The 17423-nt window shown below is 45.2% G+C and carries 15 protein-coding genes and 1 tRNA gene; 11 read left to right on the top strand and 5 right to left on the bottom strand.

What is annotated here, in order from left to right:
* Positions 1–1038, bottom strand: a 1038-nt coding sequence (locus QZ147_RS04265; RefSeq protein ID WP_295147374.1) for a tyrosine-type recombinase/integrase, incomplete at its 3' end; no start/stop codon positions are given.
* An 88-nt stretch (positions 1039–1126) separates the two neighbouring features.
* On the opposite strand from QZ147_RS04265, the gene murI reads away from it, so the two are divergent.
* From murI to QZ147_RS04240, 5 genes are all read left to right on the top strand, one after another.
* A complete protein-coding gene (gene murI / locus QZ147_RS04260; RefSeq protein WP_295147372.1) occupies positions 1127–1945 on the top strand; it encodes a glutamate racemase in 819 nt (272 codons plus the stop codon).
* Positions 1946–2031: 86 nt separating this feature from the next.
* The gene (locus QZ147_RS04255; protein WP_295147369.1) at positions 2032–3228 is read left to right on the top strand and encodes an efflux RND transporter periplasmic adaptor subunit; all 1197 of its coding nucleotides are present in this window, start codon (positions 2032–2034) and stop codon (positions 3226–3228) included.
* Positions 3225–5153, top strand: a complete 1929-nt coding sequence (locus tag QZ147_RS04250; protein WP_295147368.1) for a MacB family efflux pump subunit — start codon at positions 3225–3227, stop codon at positions 5151–5153. Before QZ147_RS04255 ends, QZ147_RS04250 begins: the two co-directional genes overlap by 4 nt.
* A gap of 1 nt (position 5154) precedes the next feature.
* Positions 5155–6516 carry a TolC family protein gene (locus QZ147_RS04245; RefSeq protein WP_295147366.1) on the top strand — a complete coding sequence of 454 codons (1362 nt, stop codon included), beginning with the start codon at positions 5155–5157 and terminating at the stop codon, positions 6514–6516.
* Between the two features lie 100 nt (positions 6517–6616).
* Positions 6617–9361 (top strand): M16 family metallopeptidase, encoded by a 2745-nt coding sequence (locus tag QZ147_RS04240; protein ID WP_295147363.1) that lies wholly within the window; start codon positions 6617–6619, stop codon positions 9359–9361.
* A 690-nt stretch (positions 9362–10051) separates the two neighbouring features.
* On the opposite strand, the gene QZ147_RS04235 is transcribed toward QZ147_RS04240, so the two are convergent.
* Genes QZ147_RS04235 through QZ147_RS04220 form a run of 4 tightly spaced genes read right to left on the bottom strand, consistent with a single transcriptional unit; the run spans position 10052 to position 12579 of the window.
* Complete coding sequence (locus QZ147_RS04235) at positions 10052–10543, bottom strand: histidine phosphatase family protein (protein WP_295147361.1); 492 nt, start codon at positions 10541–10543, stop codon at positions 10052–10054.
* Positions 10536–11354 carry a ferritin-like domain-containing protein gene (locus tag QZ147_RS04230; protein ID WP_295147359.1) on the bottom strand — a complete coding sequence of 273 codons (819 nt, stop codon included), beginning with the start codon at positions 11352–11354 and terminating at the stop codon, positions 10536–10538. The genes QZ147_RS04235 and QZ147_RS04230 overlap by 8 nt, the downstream gene beginning before the upstream one ends.
* A complete protein-coding gene (locus tag QZ147_RS04225) occupies positions 11351–11857 on the bottom strand; it encodes a rhomboid family intramembrane serine protease (protein ID WP_366508775.1) in 507 nt (168 codons plus the stop codon). Before QZ147_RS04225 ends, QZ147_RS04230 begins: the two co-directional genes overlap by 4 nt.
* Before the next feature lie 35 nt (positions 11858–11892).
* Positions 11893–12579 (bottom strand): NlpC/P60 family protein, encoded by a 687-nt coding sequence (locus tag QZ147_RS04220; RefSeq protein WP_295147356.1) that lies wholly within the window; start codon positions 12577–12579, stop codon positions 11893–11895.
* A gap of 120 nt (positions 12580–12699) precedes the next feature.
* On the opposite strand from QZ147_RS04220, the gene murA reads away from it, so the two are divergent.
* The 6 genes from murA (at position 12700) to coaD (ending at position 17401) form a co-directional block, all read left to right on the top strand.
* On the top strand, positions 12700–13968 hold the full coding sequence (gene murA, locus QZ147_RS04215; RefSeq protein ID WP_295147354.1) for a UDP-N-acetylglucosamine 1-carboxyvinyltransferase: 1269 nt from the start codon (positions 12700–12702) through the stop codon (positions 13966–13968).
* The gene (locus QZ147_RS04210) at positions 13968–15125 is read left to right on the top strand and encodes a molybdopterin molybdotransferase MoeA (RefSeq protein ID WP_295147351.1); all 1158 of its coding nucleotides are present in this window, start codon (positions 13968–13970) and stop codon (positions 15123–15125) included. Before murA ends, QZ147_RS04210 begins: the two co-directional genes overlap by 1 nt.
* A 43-nt stretch (positions 15126–15168) precedes the next feature.
* Positions 15169–15243: transfer RNA gene (locus QZ147_RS04205), tRNA-Gly, on the top strand.
* A gap of 101 nt (positions 15244–15344) precedes the next feature.
* Entirely contained in the window at positions 15345–16124 is a 780-nt protein-coding gene (flgA, locus tag QZ147_RS04200) for a flagellar basal body P-ring formation chaperone FlgA (protein ID WP_295147348.1), read from the top strand.
* Positions 16121–16867 carry a UbiX family flavin prenyltransferase gene (locus QZ147_RS04195; protein WP_295147345.1) on the top strand — a complete coding sequence of 249 codons (747 nt, stop codon included), beginning with the start codon at positions 16121–16123 and terminating at the stop codon, positions 16865–16867. Before flgA ends, QZ147_RS04195 begins: the two co-directional genes overlap by 4 nt.
* Positions 16868–16921: 54 nt before the next feature.
* Positions 16922–17401, top strand: coding sequence for a pantetheine-phosphate adenylyltransferase (gene coaD / locus QZ147_RS04190; protein ID WP_295147342.1), 480 nt, complete (start codon positions 16922–16924; stop codon positions 17399–17401).
* The last annotated feature ends 22 nt before the right edge of the window (positions 17402–17423 follow it).

Raw genomic sequence — 17423 nt, 5'->3', positions numbered from 1 at the left:
TTGCGCGGCTAATTTTAGCTTCTCGTTATCAAAATGCGTGTAAATTCTAGACGTATTTAAGCTCGCGTGCCCGAGCGCTTCTTGAACCAGTACGAGATCTTTTTGCTTTTTATAAAGCAGCGTCGCGAAGGTGTGGCGAAGCATGTGCGCGCCGTTTTTTTCTTTTCTAATGCCCGCGCGAAACAAAATTTGCTCTACTACGCGGCTCACGTAGGCTTGCGTTAGGCGCGTACCTTTTTTGTTGATAAAAAGATAGCCTTCTTTATTTATATAGTTTATTGCGATCGCGTCTAGCATGCTTTCGATTAGCGCGCGCTTTATCATAACGATGCGGTATTTGTTGCCTTTGCCGCGAATTCTAATGATATAAAGATCGCCTTCTTCGGTTATGTCTTTGCGTTTTAAATTTAGCGCTTCGCTTACGCGAATACCCGTAAATACGATGATTTTGACGATTAGTTTGTTGCGGTTAGTATTTGCTTTAAAATCCGCTTCGTCGATCGCGGTTAGAAATTTTTTCACCTCATCCTCGCTCATAAATTCAGGCAGCTTTTGCCCGCGATTACCCGCTACGCCGCCCCAGTTTTTTAGCTCGATGTCAAAGACATGCGCCTTGCCGTCCTCTTCGTTTTGCTTATCTAAAAACGAGAAAAAATTTATCGCGCTTATGCGGTAGTTTTTCTTGCTCGCATCGCTAAGTCCGCCCGTAACGCTAGCTAAAATCTCGCTAATTAACTCCTCGTCTATGCGTTTTAGACTATCTAGCTCGTAAAAGCAAAGGGCTTCGTAAATTTTTTTAAGCGGGTTAAAGTAGGTGTTTATGCCCGTTAGCCCCGCGTTTCTGGCAGATTTTACGAGCCCGTCGAGCTCGTCTATATTTTTAAGCTCTTTGTTTAGCGATAAATTTACTGTATTTAGCGCTTGGGGAACTCGAAGCTCTTTGTTTGAGAGCGAGCTTAGCTTAAATTTTACGTATCTAGCTAGCCAAAAAAGCATAGACTTTTCAAAACTACTTTTACAATCTAATCGGTATTTCAACGCATTTCCTTGGAAGGTTTAAATTCTGAAAATTATAGCGGATTTTGCGCGAAACTAGCTATAATAACGCCTTTAAAAGGAAAATTTTATGTCTTTAAACGATAAAATAGCGGTTTTTGATTCCGGTATGGGCGGACTTAGCGTGCTAAATTTCGCGTTAAAAGCCGCGCCTTACGAAAATTTTTTATATTACGCCGATAAAAAGAACGTGCCTTACGGACTAAAATCTCGCGAGCAAATTTTAAAATTTACTTCGCGGGCGGTCGAGTTTTTGATAAGTAACGGCGCAAAAGCCGTCGTGATCGCCTGCAATACCGCTACGAGCGCCGCGATAAACGAGCTTCGCGCGAAATTTAACGCGCCCATAATCGGAATGGAGCCCGCCGTGAAAAAGGCGGCGGACGAGATGAAAGGCAAAGACTCGCACGCGCTAGTAATCGCTACTCCTATAACGGTAGCGGGCGCGAAATTAAGAGAGCTAATTTTACGCACGAATAGCGAGCTTACGACGGATCTGCTAGCTTTGCCTCGCCTGGTGGAATTTGCCGAAAACGAAAATTTTAACGGCGCCGAAGTAGGGCGGTATTTAGCGAGGGAATTCGCAAATTTTAACCTACGCGAGTACTCGCATTTGGTTTTAGGCTGCACGCATTTTAACTATTTTAAAGATACTTTACGCGAAATTTTGCCTCCTAGCGCGGCGATAATAGACGGCGTAGAAGGGACGACAAACCGTCTAATTAGCGAGCTAAAAAAGCAAAATTTAGCTTCAAAATTTGCACGGGACGAAGAAAAATCGGAGCGAGTAAAATTTTACTACTCGGGCGAGCTAGTTAGCGACGAAAACGAGCTGGCAAAGATAAATAGATATTTAACTAGACTTAATGTAATGGCTAAAATTTGCTAACCATTAAATGTAAGATAGTCGTAAAATTTAACGTTTTATTCACTTTTTTTAAATAAGATTTCAGACAAATTTTAACTAGGATGAACATGAAAAAAGCTTTCAAAATTTTAGTATTTTTGCTAATCGTCGCAGGTGCGGCGGCATACGTTTATAACGGCTATTTTAAAGAAGAAGAAAAAATCGAGTACATTACTCAAAAAGCGAAAAAGGGTACGTTTAGCAAGCGCGTGGATGCTACGGGGGAGATTTTCGCCACCGAGCTAATCGACGTGGGCGCGCAGGTTAGCGGACAGATTAAAAAGCTATACGTAAAGCTCGGCGATAGGGTTAAAAAAGGCGATATGATCGCCGAGATCGACAGCTCCACTCAGCAAAATAGCGTCGATAATAAGCGCGCGCAACTGCAAATTTACGAAGCCAAACTAGCTAGCGCAAAGGTGGCGCTTGAAATTTCAAAGACGCGTTTTGAACGCGAAAAGGCGCTGTTTGCCAAAAACGCCACTTCAAAGCAAGAGTTTGAAACGGCTAAAAATACCCATGCCGCAAACGAGGCGAGCTTAAAAGAAATTACCGCGCAGATCAATCAAACTAAAATCGAGCTAAATACCGCGCAGATAAATCTAGGGTACACTAAAATTACCGCTCCTAGCGACGGCATCGTCGTTTCGGTACAGGTAGAAGAGGGACAGACGGTAAACTCCAACCAAACGACGCCTACTATCGTAAATATCGCCGATCTAAGCAAGGTAAAGCTTAAAATGCAAATCGCCGAAGGAGACGTAACAAAAATAAAGGTCGGCACTCCCGTGGAATATACGATCCTTTCAGAGCCTGAAATGAAGTTTAAAACCGCGGTTAGCTCGATTGACCCCGGACTTACCAAGCTAAGCGACGGGACGTATTCATCAAGCTCGTCAAAGACCTCGACTAGCTCGTCTAGCACGGCTTCTGCGGTATATTATTACGCCCAAAGCATCGTTGATAATAAAGAGGGAATTTTACGCATCGGAATGACTACGCAAAATACGCTTTTAGTAAGCGAGGTTAAAGACGCCGTGAGCGTGCCGACGATCGCGATAAAAAGGCAAGGCGATAAAAAATTCGTAAGCGTGCTAAAAAACGGCGTGGCGCATAAAGTCGAGGTAAAAACGGGCATAACGAACGATATGAGTACGCAGATAATTAGCGGTATAAACGAAGGAGACGACGTAATTACCTCTCAAAGCAGCTCGGCCGAGATCGCGCAGATGGTCGAAAAAGAAAATAGAGGCATAAGAAGGTGATCGAGCTTAAAAATATCAAAAAAAGCTTTCGCGTAGGCGATAGTAGCGTCGAAATTTTACACGGCGTAAATTTAAGCGTAAAAAAAGGCGAATTTATAGCTATAATCGGGCAATCGGGCTCCGGAAAATCGACGTTAATGAATATTTTAGGCTGCCTTGATAGCCCAAGCTCTGGCGGCTATTTGCTAGACGGGCAAGATATCTCGAAATTTAGCGGCGACGAACTAGCGCAGCTTAGGCGTAATAAATTCGGCTTTATCTTTCAGCGATATAATCTGCTGGCCTCTATGAGCGCGCTAGCAAACGTAGCGCTGCCTAGCGTTTACGCGGGCGTGTCTAAAAAAGAGCGCGAGAGCAGGGCGATGGAAATTTTAAGTTCGCTAGAACTTGCCGATAAAACGCAAAATTTACCTAATAAACTTTCTGGCGGGCAGCAGCAGCGCGTCTCGATCGCCCGAGCGCTAATTAACGGCGGCGAGATTATTTTAGCCGACGAGCCTACGGGCGCGCTAGATAGTAAAAGCGGACTTACGGTAATGCAAATTTTAACTAAACTGCATAAAGAAGGGCATACGATAATTATCGTCACGCACGATCCTAAAATCGCCGAATACGCAAACCGCGTCATCGAGATAAAAGACGGGAATATCGTTTCAGACGTCCTAAAACGCGACGAAATTTTTGAAAGCGCAAAGCAAACTCCGCCCGCAAAAAGCCCTTTTACCTATTATAAGGATCAACTAATAGAAAGCTTTAAAATGTCCGTGAGCGCGATGGTTAGCCACAAGCTGCGCTCGCTTTTAACGATGCTCGGCATCATCATAGGTATCGCCGCGGTTGTTAGCATGGTGGCTTTGGGTAAAGGCTCGCAGGAACAAATTCTGGCAGGTATTCGTAAGATCGGCAGCAATACGATAGACGTATTGCCTGGTAAGGGCTTCGGCGATATGATGTCGGGCAAAGTAAAAACGCTAACGGTGGGCGACGCGCAGATGCTCTCTCGCCAGAACTTTTTAGAGTCCGTCACGCCAAATACCAGCACATCCGGAACGTTGACTTACGAGAATTTATCGTCCACGGCTAGTTTGCGCGGAGGCGGAGCGGATACTTTTAACGTAAACGGGCTAATTTTAGAAAGTGGCAGACTTTACGACGACGATGAGGTCGCGCAAAGCGAGTCTATCGTGGTGATCGATCAAAATACCAAAAAAACGATGTTTGCAAACGTCGATCCGATCGGTAAAATCATGCTTTTTAACAAAAAGCCTCTACGCGTTATCGGTGTGCTTAAAAAAGACGAGTTGATGTTCGGAGACTCCGGCGCGCTTAGAATTTACGCCCCTTACACGACCGTTATTAATAAAATCACGGGCGATAGGCATATTAGCTCCATTAGCGCAAAGGTAAAAGAGAGCGTAAACGCCCAAGTCGCCGAAAAGAGCATAACCGAGCTGCTAACCGCAAAGCACGGCAAGCAGGACTTTTTCACGCGAAATTCAGATAGCGTTAAACAAACGATGCAAGAGACGATCGGCACTATGACGCTGTTAATCTCTTCAATCGCCGTAATTTCGCTAATCGTGGGCGGAATAGGCGTGATGAATATTATGCTGGTTTCAGTAACCGAGCGGACTAAAGAAATCGGCATAAAAATGGCGATCGGCGCGCGCCAAAGCAATATTTTGCAGCAGTTTTTAATCGAAGCCGTGCTGCTCTGCGTTATCGGCGGATCGGTCGGCATCGCGCTATCTTACGCGCTGGGCTACGTGTGTAATAATTTTTTACCGGGATATAAAATGATATTTTCAAACGCCTCTATCGCACTAGCGATGGCTACTTCTAGCATAATAGGCGTAGTTTTCGGCTATATGCCGGCAAGAAACGCGTCGAAATTAAATCCGATCGACGCTCTATCAAGGGAGTAAAATGAGACATAAAATTTTAAGCAGCCTTGCGCTAGCGGCGATTTTAAGCGGATGCGCGCTAAAAAATATAGACGAAGATTACGGAAAAATTTTACTAGAAAATAACGCGAGCGAAAATTTCGCTATCGACGAGCGCTGGTGGCTAGGGTACGAGCAGCCGCGCCTAAACGAACTAATTCAGGCGGCGCTAAAAAATAACCTAGATCTCGCAAAATCGGCTATCGCTATAAACCGCGCGATGGCGCAAGCGGGCGCGCTGGATGCGAATTTGATCCCTGTTTTTAACGCAAATGCCGGCGCGGACGCTAGCCGCGATATAAAAAGCGGAAATTCCAGCTGGTCGCGCTCGTATAGCGCGGGTATATCGCTAAGCTACGAGATCGATCTGTGGCGCAAGCTTGCAAACGCCGCGAGCGCCGCGGAATGGGAGGCGAAGGCTAGCGAGTTTGATTTGCAGGCTACTAGGCTAACGATTATAAATTCGCTCGTAAACGCCTACTTTAACGCGCTTTATCTAAACGAAAGCATCGCGCTTTACGAGGCGGCGCTTAAAAATTACGCTAAGCTTGAAGCTATCGTGAGGGCTAAATTCGAGCTTGGAAAAGACGAGCAGCTTAGCCTAAGGCAGATAAAAAGCTCGGTTTTGGGCTACGAAAACCGCTTGCAAAACGCGCGCGCGAATTTGATTACGGCGCAAAAAGAGATTAAAATTTTACTAAACGCGGAGCCTGAAATTTCGCTTGGTCTGGACGGCTTAAAGCTAAGCGAGGTTAAATTTTTAGGCGTAAATTTTGACGTTCCCGTGCGCGCGATCGCAAACCGCCCCGATTTAAAGGCCGCGATCGCTAGGATCGAAAAAGGGCTGTTAAACGTGCGCGCAAGCGAGGCGGAATTTTATCCGTCGGTTACGATAGGGGCTAGTCTAAAAGGCGGCGGCGAGAAAATTTCGGACGCCTCTTCGCTTAAAATTTTAGGCGGTAACGTCGCGATAAATTTGCCGTTTTTAAACTACTCGAAGCTAAAATCGAACCTGCGTGTGAGCGAAGCGAGCTTTGAAAGCGCCAAAATCGACTATTTAAGCGTGCTAAATTCCGCGCTAAACGAGCTTGACGCTGGGTATAAAATTTTACAAAGCGACGAGTCGCTGCTGAAAAATCAGACCGCGCAGCTTGAAAATTCTATCGCTACGGCAAAAATTTACGAAGCAAAATACGCGCAAGGTAAAAGCGAGCTTAAAGACTTTTTAGAAGCGCAAAATAGTGAGATCGACGCAAGGATCAACGTTTTGGCGCAGCGCTATAAAACCTTGCAAGACGAAACGGGAATTTATAAATCGATGGCAGGAAAATTTAGCGAGAAATAACGAAGCGAAGCAGGGGCGAAAGCTAGCGCGCCGCCCGAATTTGCCAGAAATTTACGCGTCCGTTAGCACTGTCGTCTATTTGCGGGGATAAAGGAAAAATATGAGAAAAATTTTACTATTTTTATGCGATTGCGCTAATCTTTTCGCGCTGCCGCAAGATCCGTCTATCGTCTCCGGCACGCTAGAAAACGGGCTAAAATACTACGTCAAACAAAACGCTCTGCCTAAAAAAAGCGCGGAATTTCAGCTGATAATTAATAGCGGCTCTACCGACGAGGCGCTAAGCGAGCGCGGACTAGCGCATTTCGTGGAGCATATGGCGTTTAACGGAAGCCGCGATTTTAGCAAAAACGATCTAATTAAGCAGCTTGAAGCGCTCGGAGTGAGCTTCGGCGCCGATTTAAACGCGCACACGAGCTACGACGAGACGGCGTATAAGTTAAGTATTTCGGTAAGCGAGCAAAATTTAAAAGACGTTTTTAAGGTGTTTAGCAACTGGATCGACGGAGTAAAATTCGACCCCGAGGAGCTAGACAAAGAGCGCGGAGTAATTATCGAGGAAGAGCGCGCGAGAAATACGCCGATGTACCGCCTTTATCAAAAGCAAGCGCGGGAGCTTTTTGCGGGCAGTATCTATCTAGACCGCGCTCCAATCGGCGACATGAAAGTCGTAAAAAGCGTTAGCGCGCCTAAAATAAAGGCGTTTTACGACAGGCTTTATCAGCCTAGATTTATGAGTTTCGTAGCCGTGGGCGATTTTAACGCTACGCAAATAGAAGCGCTAATCAAGCAAAATTTTAGCTCGGCTAAAAATACCAATTCCTACGCGCATCCGAGCAAAGCTATCCCGCCGCAAGACGGGCTAAACGTCTATAATTACGATGCAAACGAGACGGGGACGAATTTAATCAGAATTAGCTTTTTCGATAAATTTTATCCGCGCGTAGACGAGGCTAGCGCTCGCAAAATTTGGTTAAATTTATACATAGCAAACCTAATGGCGCGACTTTACGAGCAAAAGACGCAAAACGAAAATTCGCTGCTTCGCATGGGCTATATGAGCCCCGCGCTACAATCGCAAAAAACGATGCACAATTTTGAAAGTATGGTAAGGGACGGGAAATTCGACGAGGCGCTTAAAGATATGCTAAGCGTGATAAAGGGCGTGAGCAAGCTAGGTTTTAATCAAAGCGATTTTTTAGACGTAAAAAGCGCTTTTATAAACTCCGTAAATACGGGTTTTGAGCAGTCAAAGACCAAAAAATCGAAAACTTATATGAATGAAATCGTATATGCGATAAGCTCAGGTTCGGTTATTTTAAGCGAGGAAGCGTCAAAAGAGCTTGATCTAAAACTGCTAAACGAAATTACGCTTGATGAAATAAACGGCGAATTTAGACGAATTTTGGCGCTTGCCGACAAGCGAGTAAGCGTATTTAGCACGAACGGCTACGCTATTAGCGAGCCTAAATTTTTGGAATTTCAAAATAGCGCGAAGGCTTACGAAGGGCATAAAAAAGAGCAAAATTTACCCAAGACGCTGCTAGCTAGCGACCCGCAGCCAAGGGTGATAGTTAGTAAAATTTACGATAAAAAGCACGACCTTTACGTCTATAAACTAGAAAATAACGCCGTCGCCGTACTAAAACCGCTAAAAACTCGAAAAGACGTTATAAATTTCGCGGCCGTTAGCAAGGGAGGCACGTCGAATTTACACGAGCCTAAATGGGGAAAATTTAGCGTAGAGCTGTCAAACGAGAGCGGGGCGGGGGAGTTTAATAACTATCAAATTTTAAAAATTTTAAGCGGTAAGCAAATAAGCTACCAAAAAACGATCGATCCGCTCACGCAAGGATTTAGCGGCAGCTCGACGCCGGCTGATATAAAGTATCTTTTTGAAGCGATAAATTTGGAGTTTAACTCGCCTAGGACGGACGCTAAAATTTTGGATAAAATCCGCGCCAAAACGCTTGACGATCTAGCTAAAAAACAAAATTTGCCCGAGTATAAATTTAATAACGAATTCGTAAAATTTTTCTACGGCGATAACGCTAGAACGAAGCCGCTTGAAGCAAGCGACGTAAACGCGCTAAATTTTGGCGAGCTAACTAAAATCGTAAACGAAAAATTTACCAACGCGGCGTCTTACGTATTTATATTTGCGGGCGATTTTGAAATAGCGCGGATGGAAGAGCTGCTTAAAAAATACGTAGCGAGCCTGCCGAGTAGGGCAAACGCCGAAAATTTTGCGGACGACGGCGTGCGAAGCATTAAAGGCAAGCATGAGTTTAAGCGAAACTACCAAGTCGTAGATCGTAGCGACATATCGATAAATACGATAAACGAGAATGTGAAATATTCGCGCGAAAATTCGCTAAAAGCACAGGCGCTATCGGCGGTTTTACGCACGGCGCTACGCGAGAAAATACGCGAAGATATGGGCGAAGTATACGGAATTTCGCTCGGCGTATCGGTTGCGAAATACCCGTATGAGCACAGCACGGCAAATATCTTTTTTACCTGCTCGCCTAAAAATACGGACGCGATTATCGCGCAGATTAGGGCGACGATCGCCGAGGTTAAGCAAAGGGGCGCGCTTGACGCCAAGCATTTGCAAAATTATAAAAAAGCGGCTATTTTAAGCATCGAAAAAGGTAGCGACCAGCCGAGCTTTTGGCTGCAAAATATCGTTTCGCACTATATGTTCGGCAATGAATTATTCGACCTTGACGAATATAAAAGAATCATCGAAAATATTAACAACGACGACATAAAAATTGCCGCAAAGCTCTATTTAGACGGCAAAAACGAGATAATTAGCGTCAATAATCCCGCAAAAAAATAAAAAAGAGTCGCAGTAGCTCTTGAATTTTAGGAGTCTGCGGCTCTTTTTCATAACGGCCCTTTTTTATGGCAGTATTTTTGTTATGCGAATGTTCGGCTTCTTTTGCGCTAGCGCCCGTTAAGCCATGGCCGCTTATATTGACCGCTTGCCTCTTTTGTACTAGTGCCGCTAAACCCCGATTATCATCGTCTCCTTTTGCTTTTATTCGTGCAAGCGCGGTAATTACACTTCCATCTATCGCAGGCTAACTTCGTTTTGGATTAGAATACTCGTTTTACGCGAAATATTGTCGTTTTTAGCTGGCGCGACAATCGGCATCGACGTTTGGCAATCGACATTTCTCTTTAAGCGAAAATTTACGCATGATAATCGTATTAAAAGTAAAATCGCCGATTATTTTATATTTTGTATTGAAAACTGCAATTTTCAAATTAATATTTTAATTTTCTTTTCCGCTCTTTCTTAACTTCTAAAATCGCCTATTTTACGTATCTGTACGCTAATTACCTTTTGTGTGAGATTAAATTATCCATTAAATTTAGCGTAGAAAAATGCATAGGAAATTTGCGTTATTTTGCACGGGGAAAATCTAACAAATTTTATAAACGATAAAAGTTTGAAAATTAAAAAAGTTTACTTTTCGTGTGAGAATTTTACGAATTTATAGAAACTTTAAAAGGAAAGCAAAAGCTATTTTTGATGCTTTTTGGGATAGTCGAAAAATATCGCCCTGCCGCACCCTTCCCTAACGTCTTTAAAATCGCAATTAAACTCTATACAAAATATCCCGCCGGTCGGAATATTGCCTATTGAAGAGTCGCTTAAAAATTCGCAAATTTGCGTAGTAGCGGGATTGTGCGCTATGATAAAAACCGACGAAAATTTATCGTCGATCTCTTGCAAAAAGGATAAAAATTTGCCGAAGCTTGCGTCGTAAAGCTTGCGTTCGAATTTTATCTTTTTGCTAAAATTTAGCGCGTCGGCAACGCGCTTTGCGGTCTGCTCGCAGCGTTTGGCGTCACTTGAAAATATCGCGTCCAAGCTTACGCCGTGAGATTTTAGCCTTGACGCCATAAATTTCGCGTCGTCTTTGCCTTTTGGACTAAGCTCTCTATCAAAATCGTCGCCGTCTTTACCGGGATCCACTGCTTTTGTGTGCCTCATGAAGTACACCCTACTCATTTGCGCTTCCTTTTTGGTAATTTTTAATAATTTCAAGCTCGTTCGCGCTAAATCCCGCTTTTAATCTCGCCGCTTCGTTTAGCTCGCGCGCGCTTTTAAAGGCGTTTGGATATAAATTACGAATTATTTTTACGTATTCGTCGCAGCTTACTCCGCCCTGCTCGCAGGCGAATTTAAACCACCGATCGCCCTTTGCGACGTGCGAAATTTCCTCGTCCAAAATCACGAGCAAGGCGTTTATTAGCTCGCCGTCCGCACCGTTTGCGCTTAGCTTTTCTATAATATGCGCATTCGCGTCAAGTCCGTTTGCTTCCATATATCTAGGCAGTAGCGCCATCCTGCTTATTAGGCTATTTTGCGTCTTTTGAAGCGCGACGAAAAGTCCGTCGTGCACGGGCAGATCGCCGTATTTTCCGCCCTGCTTTATTAGCAAATGCTCGATCATTTTAAAATGGCGAATTTCATCCTCCGCGACTTCAAGCCAATCGGCGTAATACTCACGCGGTAAGCCGTCAAATCGGTAGCAAGCGTCAAGCGCGATATCTACGGCGCTAAATTCGATATGCGCGACGGAGTGAATGAAGGCTAGATTTTTATCTTTTTGCTTGGTTTTTTTATTTAGCTCTTTCATCGAAAATACCTCGCAAAATTTCGCGTAGCAAGGCTTAGTTAAATTTTGCGCCGGCGAAAGGCGGGTAAAATTTAGCTCGTCGCCGCGTTTAAAATTTTCATAAAATTTAGCGAAATTCGAAAATTTTAGCTCCACGTCGCTTTCGTTTATAATCTGCCAAATTTCGCCGAAAAAGCTCATTTACGTCCTTTTAAAAGCCAAAAATTAGCGTAGCAAAAGCCGACCGCAAAGCCTATAATATGCGCGTACCAAGCGACGTTTACGCCCATTAACAAAGGCGCGAAGCTCATCAATAAAAGCGCGATTACTAGCCCTTTTGTTAAAGCCTTATCTAAACGCGCCAAAATCCCGAGTAGTACGCATATCGCCCCGCTGGCGCCTACTAAATTTATAACTTCGCCGCTCGCGCTAAAAGAAAAATAAATATAAATAAAACTTAAAGCCGAAGTTAAGACGCCGCCTATTAAATATACCGCCAAAAAGCGCAAGGAACCTAAAAAACGCTCTAAGACCGAGCCGAATTGAAAAAGTACCGCCATATTCATAACAAGATGTGCCCACGAGCCGTGCATAAAGATCGTGCTTAAAATTTGCCAATAAGAGCCGTTTAAAAATAGTACGTTTAATCCTAAAATTCCGCCTGCCTGAACGGGTAAGAAAAAATAATAAAATCCGTAAAACAGCGTCGTAAACGCGATTATGCCCCAGCTAGCAGGCACTATTTTACGATCCCGTATCCCGCGAAGCGATTTGACGCTAGGCAGCTTGACTGAGCGCCCTTACAGCGCACCATGTAGCTATTAATCTCCTTTTTGCCGTCCATAAATACGTTTTTACGAGTTAGATTCATATAGCTGTGCTTGATTTTACCGCCGTAATTATGAATAAATCGCACCGTACCGTCTTTTGCGACGTCGGTTATAATACCTACGTGAGTTACGTTTTTCATATCTTTATTTTTCTGAGCGCCCCGCCCTAGCGTATTTGCGAAAAATATCAAGTCTCCGATTTTAGGATTTTTATCGGCGATTAAATTTTTGCTTGCGTATAGGTTAAAAATCGCTTTTGATTTCCTGCCGCCTTTGTCGTAATATTTATTGATCGCAGATTCGTCGAAATACATATTCGCGTGCTTTTGATTGACGATTGAAACGAAGCCAGAGCAGTCGCCGCCGGCTCTGGTGTTTAGGTATTTATTAAAAAAATCGCCGAATTTTTTATCTTTGCGAGTTTTGCCGTCGCCGTCGTTTTGATCTAAATAATTCTCTAAATAATCTTCGTCGTCGTGGTACGTTCCGCCTTCTATGGTTCGTAGCTGAGCGTGTTCGCCGCCGCTAGGAATTTTTAGGCTACAACCCGTAAAAACGGCGCTTGCTAGTAATAAAGTTGCGATTAAATTTTTCATTTTTTTCCTAAAATTTTAAATCGGCCGAAATTTTAGCGAGTAACGGTAAATATTTAAATTTTTGCTTTATAAGCTAAAAACCGCTACAATCAGCCCGAATTTTAACGAGTAGGACGAACTATGATGCACTTTTTACGAATTAAAGGCGGCGCGAAACTTAGCGGCGAAGTCGGTATTAGCGGCGCTAAAAATGCGGCGCTTCCTTTAATGGCGCTTACGTTAATATCTAAAAACCGAGTAACTATCCGAAATATCCCTAACGTCGCCGATATTAAAACCATGGCGCAGCTTCTTAGAAATTTAGGCGCTTCGTGCGAATTTACGAACGAAAATTCGCTAACGATAGATGCCGGCGGCGTAAATTCCACGACGGCGACCTATGACATCGTGCGTAAAATGCGCGCTTCTATCTTGGTACTGGGTCCGCTTTTAGCGCGGTTCGGCCGCTGCGAGGTGAGCCTGCCCGGAGGCTGCGCGATCGGCCAGCGTCCGATAGATCTGCATTTATCGGCGCTTGAAAAAATGGGCGCGAATATCGAGATAAAGCAAGGATACGTCGTAGCTACCGCAGAGGGAGGATTAAAAGGCGCGAATATAGTCTTTGATAAAGTCACGGTTACGGGCAGCGAAAATATCGTAACCGCGGCGGCTTTGGCGCACGGCACTACCAGGCTTTTAAACGTCGCGTTAGAGCCCGAAGTCGTGCAGGTGTGCGAAATTTTAGCCGCTACCGGAGTAAAGATAGAAGGTATCGGCACGAGCGAGCTAACGATAGAAGGCTCAGGCGGGAAGCTGCTTGAAATTTCTGATTTCGAGGTGATCCCCGATCGCATAGAGGCGGCGACCTATCTTTGCGCGGGAGCGATAACCAACTCTGAAATTTCCGTTACCGGCGCGAACGCCAAACATCTAACCGCGGTGCTTGCAAAATTCGAAGAAATGGGCTTTGGTATACGAATTTCGGGCGATAAAATTACGATTATGCCCGCGGAAAAAATTCGCCCGTGCGAGATCGTAACCACCGAGTATCCGGGATTTCCTACCGACGCGCAGGCGCAGTTTACCGCGCTTTCTCTCGTCGCAAACGGCGTTAGCACGATAGACGAGCGACTGTTTGAAAATCGCTTCATGCACGTTAGCGAGCTAGCCAGAATGGGCGCGGATATCCGTCTAAACGGACATATCGCCAGCGTGCAAGGAGGCGGCGAGCTAAACGCGGCGGACGTTATGGCGACGGATTTGCGCGCTAGCTCCGCGCTCGTGCTTGCCGCGCTCGTAGCAAAGGGCGTTAGCCGCGTGCATAGGATATATCACTTAGACCGCGGTTACGAAAATTTAGAGATCAAGCTAAAAGCGCTAGGCGCGGACGTGGAGAGGCTGGAAGAGTGATGGAATTTAACGCTGCGTTAGATAAAATTTTAGAAAATTTTAGCCCTTTAAAAAGCGAAATTTTGCCTATCGGCGAGGCGCTTGGAAGAACCTTGGGCGAAGATGTCGTTGCCGGTAAAAATTTACCCTGCTTCGATAACTCCGCGCTTGACGGCTATGCGGTAAAATTTGACGAAAAAGACAAGCCTTACCGCGTGATAGACGCCGTTTTCGCGGGAGATAAGCGCTCTTTAAAGATCGGTGCGAACGAATGCGTAAAGATAATGACGGGCGCGAAAATTCCGTTAGGCGCCGATACGATAATGCGGTTTGAAGACTGCGAGGAGAAGGACGGCTTCGTCGTAGCTCCAGCGAATTTAAAGCGCGGCGAGGCGTATAGATTTGCTGGCGAAGAGGTTAAAGCGGGCGAAATTTTGATGCGTGCGGGCGAGCGGCTGGATGCGGCGCGAATTATGATGCTAGCGGCGCAAGGGGTTAGCTTCGTTAGCGTATTTAGCGCTCCTCGCGTCGGAATTTTTTCAAGCGGAGACGAGATCGTAGAGCCTTGGCAAAGCGCGGACGCGGACCGAATTTATAATGCAAACGCCGCTGGCATCGCGGCGCTGCTTAAAGAGCGTGGATTTGCAAGTAGTTATCTAGGCGTTATAAAAGACGAGTTGGGCGCAACCGTAAAAGCCTTTGAAAGCGCCCGAAATTTCGACGTTTTAATAAGCTCGGGCGGGGCTAGCAAGGGCGAGGCCGATTTTATGAAAACAGCGCTTACGCGGCTAGGATTTAGCGAAATTTTCGGGCGCGTAAATATGCGTCCGGGCGGTCCTTGTAAGGCGTACGCAAAAGAGGGTAAGATTGTATTTGCGCTACCTGGAAATCCGATGGCGGCGTTTTTGTGCGCGCGTCTATTCGTCCTGCCCGCGCTTTTAGGAAGGCCCGCGGAGCGCGAAAAGGCGGTAATTAGCGAGGATTTAAAGCTTAAAAGCGGACGCGCTAATATCGTGCTAGGACGCTTAAAAGACGGCGTCTTTCACGTTACGGACGGTAATAAATTCGGCTCCGGGATGATAAAGCCGCTAATAAAAAGCAACGCTATTTACGTATCAATCTCCGAGCAAAGCGCGCTTGCGGCGGGAGATGAAATTTTTGTTACGAGGATTTCTTGACAAATGAAAAATATTCGGCTAAAATGCGGGCTTCATTTTCGTTGCGGGAATAGCTCAGGGGTAGAGCACAACCTTGCCAAGGTTGGGGTCGCGAGTTCGAATCTCGTTTCCCGCTCCATTTTTTTAATCTCACTCTTTTTATTTCCCTTCCAAATTTTCGCAAACGAGATCAATAAAATCCCGATTTATCCTATGTATTGCGTTAAAAACGATGCGATAATGCTCTCTACCTTCGGATTCGGCGGCGAAGATAACGAAATTTTAAACCTCGGCGGCGCGAGAGCGGCGAAAATAGATATTAAAAAACTCAACGAAATTTTAACCGCGAATTTTAAAACTTACTCCGACAAAAGCGGCGGTAGCGTCGCGTTCGTCAAAGACTGCTCACAGCTTGATTTGATGCAAGCAAGCTTTTTACGCGCCGTAAGCGACGAATACTCGGGCATCGTAATAGAAAATTTAAGCATCGAGCCGCAAAACGCCCTACCCGAAAATTTTGAAAATTTTAGATTTAAAAGTATCTTTTTAAACGGTGCAAGCAACCAAAGAGGTTCGTTTAGAGCAAGTTTCGAGTTACCCGACCTTACCTTAAAAAGCTTGTTTTTCAAATATTCCTTTAAGGCCAAAATGCCCGTATTTATCGCGTTAAACGACATCGAGCCTAAGCGCGTTTTAGGACTGCTTGATTATCAAAGCGGCTTTGTAGATTTTGAAAAATACCAAAAAGACGCGCTTGCCGTTATGCCTGCTTCCGCGCTAGTGGCGCGTTCTAAAATCAAAGCCGGCGAAGTGCTGATGAAGCATAATTTCGCCGCCGTAACGCTCGTAAAAAAAGGCGACGCGCTAAATGCGGTGCTAAACGACGGCGGGCTTAGCGTCATTATCGAGGTGCGCGCCATGGAGGGCGGAAATTTAGGCGATGCGATCAAGGTTAAGAATAAAGACGGCAAAATTTTATCCGCGATCGTAAGTTCGCCCAAAGAGGTCGTGCTAAAATGAAACGCGTAGTCGTGGGCGTTAGCGGCGCAAGCGGTGCGATTTTGGGCTTAAAGCTAATTTTGGCGGCTAGCAAAACTAGCGAAATTCACGCCGTAGTTAGCAGCGGCGCGAAAGAGGTCTTGCGGCTTGAATACGGCATAGATTTTGAAAAATCGCGGGCTGAAATTTTAGGGACGAACGACGCGAGAAGGGACGACCTTAAATCTAACAGCAAAGCGGGAGAGAGCGCGCTAAACGCGAAAAATTTAGGCGATGCGGCGCTGCGCCCGTTCGTAAAAAGCGATAACGTAAAGGATAAAGCCGCTCGCTACGAAATTTATAAAATTTTAGAAGAAATTTTTACGAGCGCGAACGTAAAATTTTATAGCGATGCGGATCTGGGCGCGCAAATTTCATCGGGCTCGTTTAAAACGGACGCCGCGATCGTCGCGCCCTGCTCTATTAACACGCTGGCTAAAATCGCCTGCGGACTAAGCGATACGCTAATTACGCGCGCGGCGGCGGTCGCGTTAAAAGAGCGTAGGCGGCTGGTGCTAGGCGTGCGCGAGATGCCCTTTTCTACGATTAGCCTACGTCAAATGAGCGAGCTTTCGGCTCTTGGCGTAACGATCGCGCCGCCCGTTATCGGGCATTACGCGGGTAGCGAGGCTGGGCAAATAAACGACTTTATAATAGGAAAATGGCTCGATGCGGCGGGCGTGGAGAATGAAAATTTTAAAAGATGGCGGGGAAGCCCTGCGTAAATTCGGCGAAATTTTACCCGCTCCGCTCTAAAAAATATCAAAAAGGAAGCGAAATTGAAAAAAAAATGCATATATCCGGGCACCTTCGATCCCGTAACGAACGGACATATCGACGTTATCAAGCGCGCGAGCAGGATTTTTGAGTGCGTAGTGGTCGCCGTAGCTAAAAGCGATAGCAAAAACCCTATGTTTGGCTTTAAAGAGCGAGTAAAAATGGCTAAGATCGCTACGGCGAATTTTAAAAACGTTGAGGTTACGGGTTTTGATAATTTGCTAGTAGATTTCGCCAAAAATTTAGACATAAACGTCGTTATACGCGGACTTCGCGCGGTTAGCGACTTTGAATACGAACTGCAAATAGGCTACGCAAACGCTACGCTTTGGGAAGAATTTGAGACCGTGTATCTAATGCCTAGCCTTAAAAACGCGTTTATTTCAAGCTCGATCGTTCGTTCGGTTTTAAGACATAACGGCGACGTTAGTAAGCTAGTCCCGAGCGAAATTTTAGAAAATTTAAGCACTTTTTCGGAATAAATACATAAAATTTAATGTAAAA

Source organism: uncultured Campylobacter sp., assembly GCF_905371695.1.
GTDB lineage: Bacteria > Campylobacterota > Campylobacteria > Campylobacterales > Campylobacteraceae > Campylobacter_A.
This window is presented reverse-complemented; position numbering and strand designations above follow the sequence as displayed.